This is a genomic window from Tenacibaculum holothuriorum, assembly GCF_002120225.1.
In the GTDB taxonomy this organism is placed as follows: domain Bacteria; phylum Bacteroidota; class Bacteroidia; order Flavobacteriales; family Flavobacteriaceae; genus Polaribacter; species Polaribacter holothuriorum.
Map to the genome: position 1 here is coordinate 62,676 of NZ_LAPZ01000011.1, position 12,275 is coordinate 74,950.

A 12,275-nucleotide genomic window follows, 5' to 3' on the forward strand; every position below is an offset into this window, starting at 1 on the left:
AGTTACGTTGTGTGTTTTTATAATAATCCGAAGTAATTATACCAAGCGCCAATTTCTACGACAGTTAAAATAATTACAAGGATTAAATAGTCTTTCCAACTAAATGGATTATTGTATGTAAAATAGTCGATAACTGACCAAAGTATTATTAAAGCTACCCAAATTATTAAGGAGCTAGTACCATATTGTGCCATGATAAAGTAGGCAATTATCGAGATTATTGTTGTTAATAAAAGTTTCATTAGTTACTGAATTTCTTTGTTAAGTAATTTACTAATTTTCAATTAAACCGTCTTTTTTCCACTTAAAAACAATTAAACGATCTTTTAAAGAAAGAGGTTCTGTTGGTGGCATTGGTTTAGTTTTACTATTCATACGTTTAATTAAACCTCTTTTTTCGATGGCTTTTTTAACGTTTTTAAAATTTGTTAAGTCTAAGTTAGCGCTTGGGTCTGGTCCGCCATGACATGTAATACAGTTGTTAAAAATTATTTTTTTAACATCACTGTCGTAGGTTACTTCCCAATCGATTACAGGAACTTCTTCTTTGCTATCATCTTTAATTTTAGGTGAATAAAAATCGGTTCCTAAACTGTTGTAAAAATAGTCGTTACTAACGTTGTTCATGTCATTAATCATTATTTCGGTATCTTCTTCAGGAGATACTTCAACCATAACGCTTTTGTTTATTAAATCTCCTTTTGAGATTATGAAATCATGATTCATATCTGCAACTACTGTTACATAATATGTGCCTGGATGTACGTAGGTAAATAAAAATTCATCTTCATTATTTGTTAAAAAAGGATATAAAATTGTGGTGTTAAAATCATCTCTATTTTTTACGATTTTTCCTCTTTTGTCTACAAACGGTTTGGTAGAAACATACAATGCAATTTGTTTGTTATTTGCTTTAAATGGTCTTTTAAATTTAACTTTTAGAGTTGAAAGGTATGGGTAATCTTTAATAGTTACTGGATCCAAAGCCGCCTTTGCCATTTTGTAAACATTGTCGTTAGTTTCTGATTGCCAAAGGAAAGATGCCGATTTTTTCATGTATAAATACGAATCATCAAACCCACTTGGAAAACTATAAGCAATCTCCTTTTGAGGGAAATTAAACTTTGTAGAAGTTTCTTTAGCTAAATCGTTGGCATATTTCTTACCTTTAAAGGTCATGTGTCTTTTAGCAGCAGGATTTGCTCCTAGTTTACTTGTATAAGAGTTCCAGTATAAGCTATCGTTTTTAAAACGAAGTTCCATATACATTGTGTTTTCTCCACCAACAGCATCTACCAATCTATAGTAGCTTCCGTTTTCGGTGCTATCTGCTTTATCTAATACAAAATAACTTGTACGGTAAATTCCGTTTAAAACACCTCCGTTACGAGCCATAATAGTTTTGGTTCCTTTAAAGTCTGCTACGAAAAAGGAGTTGAATAAATTTCCCATAGAACCCCCTTCGTGAATACCGTGCACGTGTGATTTAGAAATAGCTCTATAATCCCAACCAAACCAGTTAAAGTTAATTCCTGCAACACTATTAATCCCTATCCATTGACCTTGAATTTTATCAAGTAAATCGAAACCTTTTTTTTCAATATTAACAGGTTCAAAAGAAGAATTAATATTCTTGTAGTTTCTGGTTTTGTCATTTTTAACAAAACCAAAAATGACAAATGACAAAGCAATTAGGGAAATTAAAAAAAGTGATTTATTGAATTGATTTTTCATGTATAAACATTTTAAATATTGGGTGAGAGATTTCCTTACCAGAAGTCTTAAATCTGATTTTTTGAAAGACAAATTTAGACTATGCTAAAGTCTAAATTGTTTGTCATTTTTTATTTGACACAGGTCAAAAAAACGTTTTTAAGTTTAAGGTTTGTTATTTTTGTTTTTTCCAAGTTTCAACGCCACTTTGACCATAATAATCGTAGCTTAATTCGAAGGTACTTTTATTAAGAAACTTGATTTTACAAGGTACATCGTACTTTTTGCCTTCATAGGATATTTTGTAAATGCCTTTTCCGTTCTTTTTGTTAAAGGATTTAATGATCAATGTTTTTAAAGGAGAAACTTTTTCGCCATATCCATTTTCGTCTTGAACTTCGTATGTGTAAGCATTAAATATTGTTCCTTCTTTTTTGATGTTGTAAACCATAGCGCCACCAAGGTCTTTGTATGCTACTTTCCATTTACCAGAAAGCATTACTTTAGAATTGCTGGTTGTGGGTTTATTACTCTTAGATTGAGGTTCTTTATACTCGTATATTTCTGTAGGATAATCATTCTTTTCAGAATTAATTTCCCAATCTATTTCTGATGGATATAACGCATAAAATATCAACAATGCTAAACCTCCTAGTATGATAAAATATCCTAAAATCTTAAATATTACGTTTGATGTTTTCATATGCTGATTTTTTAGTTTTTATCGGTTTGGGGTGGATAAGTTTGTCCATCTGGCATCCAATGAGGTCGTTTTATAAAAGATAAAAGTTTGTTGCTAAATCCTTTGGTGTGTTTTAATTTATGGTAAAAACGTGTAATTCCATGAAAGAATACTTTTACTGGGTTTACACTATCTAGTGCTTCTGAAATTCCATAAACTACTTTTTCCTCTTCTGGTTCAAAAGTACCTAACATTCTATCCCAAATAATTAAAATTCCAGCGTAATTTTTATCCCAATATTGACGATTAGAACCGTGATGTACACGATGGTGAGATGGTGTGTTAAAAATATATTCGATTGGTTTTAAAAGTTTACCAATAATCTCGGTGTGTAATACAGCTTGAAAGGTTTGTACAAATAATTCGGCTGCTAGCATTAAAAACGGATTAAAACCGAACATTACGGCTGGGATTGAGAAGAATAAAGGGAAAAACCCATCTAAAGGACCAAAACGATATGCTACTGACATATTAAAATGTGGTGAGCTGTGGTGTACTGTATGAGTTACCCAACCAGCAGCTAATTCGTGCATTAAACGATGTTCCCAATAATAAAGAAAGTCTGCTAATAAAATACATGAAGCAATGGTTACCCAAGTTAGTGGTAATTCATCAAAAAAGCGATATTCCCATGCCCAAGCATATAGTTTTAAGGCAAATAAAAGTCCTAAAATATAGTTGATAACTCCAAATGCACCTACAGTTATTAAGTTAGCAACAGAGTCTAGTACTAAATTTTTATTTAGTCGTTTTGTGAAAAAGTAACGTGCTAACTCAAGAATAAAAAATGGTATAATGATATACAAAATACTTAAGCTATTGAAGATGTAAAAAAAAGTATCTACGGTTTCGTTACTGTATTCTGGTATGTTAAAATTATCTGCTACATAGTGAGGTATTCCAATTATAGTAGCTAGAATTACAATACTGTAAGTAATTAATCTTATTTTGCTCATTGTATAGGTGTTACGTTTATAAAAATAAAGAATGTATTGTTAAATACTAAACTTGTTTTAGAGTAATTTAATGTGTTAAATTCTGAAACAAGTTTAGTACGAATAAGTTTATTCTCTTACTAAAGGCATTTGACTTGAAAGTTTAAAATCTCTAGCAACTTCAATATAATGATCTATTTGTAAAAAACGCAGGTACTTTTTTATAGGTAAATGCTTTTTTATTTTTTTGAAGTATTTGTTTTTTAAAGCTCTTAATTCTTTCTCAGATTTATTCATTCTTTTTAAGATGTTTTCTGCTCCTCTGGCTGATAGTTTGCTATAATCTGTTAAGAAAATATTTACTTCTTTAGCAAAAACTTCATCCTTTTTAGTTAAATATTCATTTAAAATAGGCCAAAAAGCATTGGTTTCAGATTCGGTAAAATTCATGTTATATCTAATGATGTCTTTATATTCTTTATCTGCCATTTCAATAGCATAACGAATTTTATCTTGCTTGTTTTGTGCTGTTGTTTTGATGCTTATAAATGCAATGATTATGATTGTGAAAATTGTTTTAAATGTTTTCATAATTGATTTATTTAATTTTTGTCCAAGTGTCTTTTTGAGTTAACATTCCCCATTTATAGGAAAGTTCTATCGTGTTTTTATTAATTATTTTTAAGGTTCCTTTGTATTGTTGTTTTTTATCAATAACAAAGTTTCCTGTATACTTATTAGGTTTTTTTTTCTTGAAATTGGTCATGAAAATACCTAAGTACTGTTTTTCGTATTTTTTAGGAGTAGCTTCAATAATTTCTCCATAAAATAATTCGTCTTGTTCTTGTATCTGAGCAACCAGGGTTGTTTTGGAGTTTTTATATTTCCACTTTCCAGTGATTTGTGAGGTAGCAGATGATGAAATTATTACTAAAAAAACAATAGTTATATGAAGTCTCATCATAACTTTTACTTTAAAGTTATCGTTTCTCTATTTCCATTTTTATCAGTAAAGATGGCTTTGTTATCACATTTTCCATCTCCGTAATCTAATGTGCCACTATTGTCTCCGTCTATAATTTTTAGTTTTCCTTCAGAATAAAATCTACAGTTTAGTTTTTTAATTAAAGGAGTTGTGATTTCTAATACATATTCTTTATTGTCTCGTAATTTGGCATTTACTGAACCAGTAGTTTCTGTATAATGTTCATCTTTATTAATTTTAATAATTCTAGTGCTTCTATATGTAGAGTTAGAATTATCTTTCCAAATAATATTAACATTAGCGTTTGTAGTAATAGTACGAGTGTTATTTCGATTAACAATTTCTCTTAACTCACTTCCTTTTACTTTAATGCCATTAATTATTAATTCGTTAAAGTTGGTTTTTATCTCAATTAATCGCTTAGGTATTTCGTTATTGTAAATGTATTCTAAGATCATCTTACCTTTGATTTCTCCATTTTTTCTTGAACACTTTTCTTTAAAATTAAAGGTTATTGTTTTTGAATTGCTGGTTTCTTTGGTTGTGTAAGAACCGCAGAATTTAGTGTCTAGTTTTGGATCTTTAGAAATATTATCAACATCGAATATTAAATCATCAATGTCAGAAATAATAGTTTTAGCTTCTGCTATTCTATTTAGTATGTTTAGATTAACAGGTTTTACAATTTCGTCTCTATTTGAACAACTGAAAATTGATAGTGTAATAATTGCTAAAAAAAAGATTTTATAAGTTCTCATAATTTTTGGGTTTAAATTCTGAGGCAAATCTATTTTAGTAAAAAGGATTAAACGTTTTTCCCTATAAAACGAGACGAAAAAAAGTGTCTTGTATTATCGGGAGTGTATTTAAGTTGTTGTTTTTGAAGTTTTTATATTTTGTTTTCTTTTTTGAATTGAGAAGGCGTTTTATTGGTGGATTTTTTAAAAGCTGCATAAAAAGCAGCCTTACTATTAAAGCCAACATCTAAAGATATAGCATAAATTGTATCGGGTTTGTTTGCTAGTAATTTTGTTTTTGCTGCTTCTATTCTGTGTGCATTAATATAGTCAGTAAAACTCATATTTGCAGTTTGGTTTATAGCTTGCGAAATATGATGTATCGATTTGTTTAATTTCTCTGCTATTGTGTTTAGTTTTAAGTCAAACTCTAAATACAATTTTTCTGAAGTAACTAATTTTTCTATTTCATTAAATAAACCTGTAGCATCTGTTAAAGAAGATTTAGCATATTTTTTCTGGATGTTTTTAGGTAAGTCTTTGAAATTTCCTGTAAATGCAAAAACAGGAAAATGCATAATGCTGTAAGCAAATAAAAAGAAGAACATAGCCAATATGGTGGTGTCTAATTTTATATGAAAATCGAAATATTGTTCATCATACAAAGCAATCATATTGTTAATAAACATTATTATTTGAAATATGATTGTAGATAAAATTATAATCTTAATCCATTTAAATTGAGTTCTTTTCTCAGGAGTTAAATCAATAGTTAATGGTGTTTTAATAAAAGCTTTATATGCAGAGAAACTTAAATAAATGTTTATTAAACTAGCCCAAAAATATTCCCAAGAAACCCAATACAAAAAATTATAGTAATTCTCCTTAATTAAAAATTCATTAATACTATTGTATTGAAAAAAGTAGAGTAAGAATACTATTTTAAAGATTGAATAAACTATAATGTATATAAACCATTTTTTTATTAATAGTCTATTGTTTAAGAATTGCGAGATAAAGTAATATAAAATAAACCCTATTAAATGGTAGAGAAGATAAGAACCGCCAACATAAACATTGTCTTCTCCTACAGTACTATAAAGGAAGTAGTCTAAACACGTATAACTAAAAATAAAAATTAAAAAGCTTAATGTATATTTTAGTTTTTTGTTTACTCCTAATCCTGTTTTTTTGAAAAAGACTAGAAAGGTTAGTAACAAACCAGTTATAGTTCCAATTAATGAAATTGTATTTATTATCATAATAAGTTTAAGTGATTAGCAATAGCTAAAAACGTTAATATAGACCAAAATATGGTCATAAACCAATATAGTTTTGGTGCATCTTTTTGTGTAACTGCTTCAACGAAATGAATTTCTTTACTAATAATAATGTTTAGTAGCCCTAAAAATAAGAGTAAAGCCCAAAACCATTGCCAATTAAATAAAATAGCTAAAAAAGTAAGTATAAGAGCTAAACTTGTTTTCCAATATTTCATTTGGTTTAAATTGTTTTAAGTCGAGAACTAATTTCTTTTAATCTAATTATTTGTTGAAAAATAATTGGAAGCATAAATACTCCGCCAGAGAATTCTAAAACATAAGTTAGTACAGAAAAAATACCTCCTGCTGTTGCGTTTGCTGCGCTTGCAGAGGCATACAAAGCAAAAATTGCTAGTGCAAATAGTACAATTTCTATTATTGAAAAATTAACGGTTTCTAAATCACTCATTTTTATTAACCATTTAGCAATGTTTTTAAAGTGAGTAAAAATTCCGGTTTGATTTCTAGATTCTAAAACATTTATTCGATGTTCTAATTCATCATTTAAACCAATGTTGTAGTTATAAATTCTTTTTGTACTTAGTGTGTAAATTAGAATAATGATTATGATAGAAAATAAGCATCCAGCAAAAATCCATAAATCAAATACAGCTAACATAACTAATGCTCCTATTACGCTAATTGCCGAGGTAAATCCTTGTGTAATATCGTGTTCAAAAAAATCTACTAATTCTTTTACCAAAGCACTTCTAGCTGCAATTGCAGAAACTTCTATACCTTTTTCATTTTGCAGTTCTGCTATTTCAGAAGCTACATTAGTGTATATAAAAGTATAAGCTCTAGTGTCGTAATATCTTCTAATGGTTCCAATTAAAAAACCGATTCCATATAGTCCGCAGAATAACCAAAGCCCATCATTTTTACTTTTTATTAGGTCGTTTATAGCTATACCCAAAACTAATGGTTGTAATACTTTTGCTACATTTTCTAAAATTAGAAGAATAAAAGTAAATGAGATTCTCCACCTGTATCTTTTAAAGATAGATTTTATTGAAAAATCAGTCATAATTCTTAGTTTAATTATAAGTAATGAATAAAGTTGATAAGGAGAATAAAGACATAATAATCCAGCTAATTACGATGCTCCAAAATAAAAGAGGATTTCTTTCTCTTTCTACAGGTTCTATAAAATAGGTTACTCCTCTAAATATATCTGGTATAACCCAGTATAAGAATAGAATTCCCCAAGCCCATTGCCAGTTTAAAATAAAGATTAAAATCACTCCAATTAGCGCAATAAAAGGTCTCCACTGAAAAGGTGTTTTTGATTGTGAATGGCTTTGGTTTTCAGTTCTTTGAGAAAGTTTTCTTAAGCGTTCAGAATTGTTCATTACTATTAGTTTTGTGTAACTTCAAAGATACTAAAATGTGCCTGTACTAATTTTTTGACATAGGTCAAAAAAGCTTCTCAAAAAAGCTACAATTTTTGCATCGTAACTAAATTGAACAAGATTTTGAAGAAAATACTTATGGTGTTTTCAGTTTTAATATTTTCCTGTACAACTAAAATAGATGATAGAATATTCGGAGAATGGAATGTGCAAAGTAACTTTTACAGAGCTACATATAAAATTGAAAAACAAAGCAGTAAGATAGTTGGTAAAGTGTTGTATTATAATGATGATACTACAGTTTTACACGAAACAGGTACCGATAAAGATATATTCCTAAAGAACTTAAAATTTAAAGAAAACAAATTTGTTGATGCTATTTCTGGCGCAACAAAAACAAATAAAGAAGCTATAACAATTGAGGTAAAACATAAAGATACTCTTAAGGTAACAAGTTATGTAATGCATAAACCTTCAATTGAAATATGGACACGTAAAACAATAACAAAACCCCAATAAATTCAAACATATGAATACTCAATTTAAATTACTGTTACTATTTGTTGGTATAGTAACTTTAATAGGATGTGAAAGCGGAGTTAGAGACGTTACTGGTGGAGTAGGTTCTAACCCAAACCCTGATCCCGATCCAAATCCAAACCCAGTGGTAGAAGTTGTGCCAGTAGATATTACTCAAGATGGTTTTGACTTTTTAGAAAAAATGCAAGGCCATTGGGTAGGAACTAATAAAGTTATTAATGATGAATTTCCTTGGTTTGCTTGGGATTATAGAGCTATTTCTAAATCTCACATACATGGAATTCACGAAGGAGGTACTCTAGGTAACCTATTAACTTCATTCTTTGTAACCAACTTTAAAGGTAAGCGAACTATTATGGCGCGTAACGGAGGTTTGTTAAATGGAATTTACCGTACAAGTTACTTTGTAATGGATAGCGTAAAACAAAACGGAGCAAATGATAAATACTATAGATTAGTTGATGCTAGAGGAGGAACAGGTATTATGCATATGGAGCTTCGCTTTAAGAATGATAGTTTATACTTTAATTCTTATACAAGTAATTTAGGAAATAGAGTTCCGTCAAGGCATATGACTTTTAAAGGAAAGAGAATGCATTTTGAGTTGGCACAAGCGGCTAAAGACGCTACAGGGTTTCCTGTAAACGAAATTGATGCAGGATTAGATTTTGCAAATGGATTTGTAGAAGATAATTTATATAAGCAACAAGGACAAGAAAAAGCAAAGTCAACTACGTTTTTGGCACAACAAAATAGTAATGATGTATATGAGTTAGCTCCACAATCAGGAGATCCTTATATCATTACCGATCATCCAAGGTTAGGAAGTTTAGTGGTTAACTTAACTAGAGGGTCTAATTCTAATATTGCTGATGATAATTTATTAGTATGGTTGTCGAAAGAACCGTTAACTGATGCTTCTGGTTTTTTAAGTTCTGATGCAAGTGTATTTGATACAATGTTGCATTTTCCAACCCTAGAAAATAAAGAAGACTTTACATTATTCACTTACTTACATCCAGGAGAGTATTACGTAAATGTTATTGCAGATAAAGACAAAGATGGAAGTCCAGGTGCTGGAGATATTACTAGTATTTCTCAAAAAATAACGATTGGAGTTAAAGAGGATAAAGTAATAAACGTAACTAACATAAATGTTCAAAATTAAGAAGATGAAGCAGATTAAAATAGTATCACTTGGACTGATTATAGGATTAATAGCTAGTTGTACAACAGCAGAAATTCCTGTTCCTGATACAGTAGATCCAACTCCACCGGGAGAAGCAAAAGTAACTTATGAAAAAGATGTTAAAGACATCATTTTTAATAACTGTTTAACATGCCATAGTACTGTAAATCCAAGAGCTGGTTTAATATTGGTAAACTACAATCAAGTTAAAAATTCAGCACAAAACGGAAATTTAATAGCAAGAATGAATGATGCGGCAAACCCAATGCCACCTAATGGAAAATTAGTACAATCATCATTAACATTAATTGATAAATGGAAAGCTGATGGCTTTTTAGAAAATTAAGAAATTATGAAAAAACACATATTTTCAATAGTAGCATTATTGTTTTTGGTACAAGGAATTAATGCACAAAAATATTTTACAAGAACAGGAATAACAGAGTTTAAAGCATCTGTAGAAGCTTTTGAACCTGTAGAAGCTATAAATAAAAGTACTTCGGTAGTTTTTAAAACTGATACAGGAGAGTTAGCTGCTTTGTTGTTAATGAAAGCATTTCATTTTGAAGTAGCCTTAATGCAAGAGCATTTTAATGAAAATTATATGGATTCTGATAAGTACCCTAAAGCGACTTTTAAAGGTAAAATTCAAGACTTTGATTTTGAAAGCGTATCATCAAATAAAGAATACATATTAAAAGGTACACTAACTGTAAGAGGTGTTAAAAAGGAAATAAAAACCAAAGCAAATATTGTTAAAGGAGAAAATAAACTTAGAATAGCTTCTAAGTTTTCGGTAACACCTCAAGAGTTTGGAATTAAGATTCCTAGCATCGTAAGAAAAAAAATAGCAGAGAAAATCAATATTAATTTACATTATGAACTTTCTAAAAAATAAATGGTGGTCAATAGTGATATTACTATTAGCTGTAGGAGGGTTTTCTGCTTATAAATATGCATATAAACCTCATGCAACTACCGAAAGTTTATCCGCTTCTTTTAAAGGTGATGCTTCTAATTTTTTAACTAAAGTTTCATCGAATTCAGAAGAATGGTTAAACAAAGCTGTGGTTTTATCTGGAAAAATAACTTCTGTTGATAATGAAGGGGTTGTTTTAAATGATCAAATCTTTTGTCAATTCAATAAAGAAGAAAAAGTTACAGCTAAAGTAAATGATGAGATAACAGTAAAAGGTGTAGTTATAGGTTACGACGATTTGTTAGAGGAACTAAAAATTAATAACTGCATTTTAAAAAACAACTAAAATGATAAAAAAAATATTTATATACCCAACTTTATTTCTGTTAGTATTTTCAGTAAATGCGCAAGATGATTTGTTAGCAGAATTAAATGAAGAAACAGGAAATCAAGACCAATATGAATTGCCTGCTTTTAAAGCAATGCAAATAGGTAATTTACAGTCAACAAAAATAGGAGACAAAGGAGATTTATATTTAAATGTAGCTCATAGATTTGGATCGTTAAAAGATGGAATTGATAACTTCTTTGGTTTAGATGAAGCTAATACTAAAATTCAATTAACCTATAGCTTTTTTGATGGTGTTCAATTTGGTTTAAGTAGAGATTCTTTTGAAAAAACCTATTCGTTAACTTCTAAAGTTAGAATTAAAAGGCAATCATCTAAGTTTCCAGTAAATATTGTTGCTTACGGAGCAATTGACATTAATACGATTTTAAAATCTGCAAATTTTGCTGATTTTAAATTTGGAGACCGTTTTAGTTATGTAGCTCAAGCATTAGTTTCAAGAAGAATTGATAAAAACTTATCGTTAGAAATTGCTCCAACCTATGTAAGACAAAACTTACAAGATATTAGTGTAACTGGAGGTAGAACTCATAATCAATTTATAATGGGATTAGGAGGCCGTGTGAAGGTTAGTAAAAGAATGAGCATTAATTTAGATTATGCTTTAAACCTTAGTAGAGCTACAGGAGCAAAAACTTTTGATCCAATCACTTTAGGAGTTGATATCGAAACTGGAGGACACGTATTTCAGTTATTATTTACGAATGCTAGAGGAAGTAATGATTCTGGATATTTATCTAGAACAACAGGAGATTTCTTTGCAGGAGATATTTCATTCGGGTTTAATGTTGTCCGAGTATTTTAATTTGTTAAAAGCGTAAAGCTAAAAAAGGATGAGTTTTAACTCATCCTTTTTTATTTTCCTCTAATTCTACTTAAAGTTTCTTGTGATATTCCAAGCATAGAAGCTATGTGTCCTAAATTGGCTCTTTGTACAATACTAGGGTAATTATTTATTAATAACTCGTATTTTTCTTTAGCAGATAAAAAGTAGTATCCTTTATAAAATTCATCTAAAGTTGCAATTTGATATTCCATCACAATTCTTACAAATCGATCTAATTCAGGATATGTTTTAAATAAATATTGCCAATCTTCATAAGTTAATGAAACTAGAATTGAATCTTCTGTAGCTTCTATATATTCCGATGAAGGACTTTCATTAATATAACTATGCCATGAGGTAACCATTGAATTATTCGGGTATACCCAGTGAGTAATGTCTTTACCTTTTAGGTAGAAAAAAGCTCTTAAAGTACCTTCTTCAAGAAAGTAAATTCTTTTACAAGTTTTTCCCTCAGCTAAAACTTCATGACCTTTTTCAATAGACTCTCTAATAGCTAATCTTTTGATGTCATTCTCAGCTTTTTCTGAAAGATTTATGAAATACTTTATATAATCTATGAAACTTTGCATTTGCTAAAAATACAAA

Annotated in this window: 18 protein-coding genes; 6 read left to right on the forward strand and 12 right to left on the reverse strand. The window is 29.3% G+C overall.

What is annotated here, in order from left to right:
* Positions 1–17 precede the first annotated feature (17 nt).
* The 11 genes from WH52_RS14820 to WH52_RS11280 form a co-directional block, all read right to left on the reverse strand.
* A complete protein-coding gene (locus tag WH52_RS14820) occupies positions 18–242 on the reverse strand; it encodes a hypothetical protein (protein WP_143592149.1) in 225 nt (74 codons plus the stop codon).
* 31 nt (positions 243–273) lie between these two features.
* Complete coding sequence (locus tag WH52_RS11235) at positions 274–1,734, reverse strand: hypothetical protein (protein ID WP_086031048.1); 1,461 nt, start codon at positions 1,732–1,734, stop codon at positions 274–276.
* Positions 1,735–1,888: 154 nt separating this feature from the next.
* Positions 1,889–2,416 (reverse strand): hypothetical protein, encoded by a 528-nt coding sequence (locus WH52_RS11240; protein WP_086031049.1) that lies wholly within the window; start codon positions 2,414–2,416, stop codon positions 1,889–1,891.
* 11 nt (positions 2,417–2,427) lie between these two features.
* Complete coding sequence (locus WH52_RS11245) at positions 2,428–3,411, reverse strand: sterol desaturase family protein (RefSeq protein WP_086031050.1); 984 nt, start codon at positions 3,409–3,411, stop codon at positions 2,428–2,430.
* A gap of 108 nt (positions 3,412–3,519) precedes the next feature.
* A complete protein-coding gene (locus WH52_RS11250) occupies positions 3,520–3,981 on the reverse strand; it encodes a hypothetical protein (RefSeq protein ID WP_086031051.1) in 462 nt (153 codons plus the stop codon).
* A 7-nt stretch (positions 3,982–3,988) separates the two neighbouring features.
* Complete coding sequence (locus WH52_RS11255) at positions 3,989–4,354, reverse strand: DUF2147 domain-containing protein (RefSeq protein WP_086031052.1); 366 nt, start codon at positions 4,352–4,354, stop codon at positions 3,989–3,991.
* A 5-nt stretch (positions 4,355–4,359) separates the two neighbouring features.
* Positions 4,360–5,133: a hypothetical protein gene (locus tag WH52_RS11260; RefSeq protein ID WP_086031053.1), complete on the reverse strand. Its 774-nt coding sequence runs from the start codon at positions 5,131–5,133 to the stop codon at positions 4,360–4,362.
* A 131-nt stretch (positions 5,134–5,264) separates the two neighbouring features.
* A complete protein-coding gene (locus WH52_RS11265; protein WP_086031054.1) occupies positions 5,265–6,374 on the reverse strand; it encodes a helix-turn-helix domain-containing protein in 1,110 nt (369 codons plus the stop codon).
* Positions 6,371–6,610 (reverse strand): hypothetical protein, encoded by a 240-nt coding sequence (locus WH52_RS11270; protein WP_086031055.1) that lies wholly within the window; start codon positions 6,608–6,610, stop codon positions 6,371–6,373. Before WH52_RS11270 ends, WH52_RS11265 begins: the two co-directional genes overlap by 4 nt.
* A gap of 5 nt (positions 6,611–6,615) precedes the next feature.
* The gene (locus WH52_RS11275) at positions 6,616–7,461 is read right to left on the reverse strand and encodes an ABC transporter six-transmembrane domain-containing protein (RefSeq protein ID WP_086031056.1); all 846 of its coding nucleotides are present in this window, start codon (positions 7,459–7,461) and stop codon (positions 6,616–6,618) included.
* A 10-nt stretch (positions 7,462–7,471) separates the two neighbouring features.
* Positions 7,472–7,786: a hypothetical protein gene (locus tag WH52_RS11280; RefSeq protein WP_086031057.1), complete on the reverse strand. Its 315-nt coding sequence runs from the start codon at positions 7,784–7,786 to the stop codon at positions 7,472–7,474.
* 123 nt (positions 7,787–7,909) lie between these two features.
* Between WH52_RS11280 and WH52_RS11285 the strand changes: the two genes are divergently transcribed.
* From WH52_RS11285 to WH52_RS11310, 6 genes are read left to right on the forward strand one after another with little or no spacing between them, the layout of a single operon-like run.
* A complete protein-coding gene (locus WH52_RS11285) occupies positions 7,910–8,305 on the forward strand; it encodes a hypothetical protein (RefSeq protein WP_086031058.1) in 396 nt (131 codons plus the stop codon).
* A 10-nt stretch (positions 8,306–8,315) separates the two neighbouring features.
* Positions 8,316–9,494: a hypothetical protein gene (locus tag WH52_RS11290; protein WP_086031059.1), complete on the forward strand. Its 1,179-nt coding sequence runs from the start codon at positions 8,316–8,318 to the stop codon at positions 9,492–9,494.
* A gap of 4 nt (positions 9,495–9,498) precedes the next feature.
* Entirely contained in the window at positions 9,499–9,861 is a 363-nt protein-coding gene (locus WH52_RS11295; RefSeq protein WP_143592151.1) for a hypothetical protein, read from the forward strand.
* 6 nt (positions 9,862–9,867) lie between these two features.
* A complete protein-coding gene (locus WH52_RS11300; RefSeq protein ID WP_086031061.1) occupies positions 9,868–10,413 on the forward strand; it encodes a YceI family protein in 546 nt (181 codons plus the stop codon).
* Positions 10,394–10,780: a hypothetical protein gene (locus WH52_RS11305; RefSeq protein WP_086031062.1), complete on the forward strand. Its 387-nt coding sequence runs from the start codon at positions 10,394–10,396 to the stop codon at positions 10,778–10,780. The genes WH52_RS11300 and WH52_RS11305 overlap by 20 nt, the downstream gene beginning before the upstream one ends.
* Before the next feature lies 1 nt (position 10,781).
* On the forward strand, positions 10,782–11,648 hold the full coding sequence (locus tag WH52_RS11310; protein WP_086031063.1) for a DUF5777 family beta-barrel protein: 867 nt from the start codon (positions 10,782–10,784) through the stop codon (positions 11,646–11,648).
* A gap of 50 nt (positions 11,649–11,698) precedes the next feature.
* Here the strand turns inward: WH52_RS11310 and WH52_RS11315 are convergent, their stop codons facing one another.
* On the reverse strand, positions 11,699–12,259 hold the full coding sequence (locus tag WH52_RS11315; RefSeq protein ID WP_086031064.1) for a Crp/Fnr family transcriptional regulator: 561 nt from the start codon (positions 12,257–12,259) through the stop codon (positions 11,699–11,701).
* Positions 12,260–12,275 lie beyond the last annotated feature (16 nt).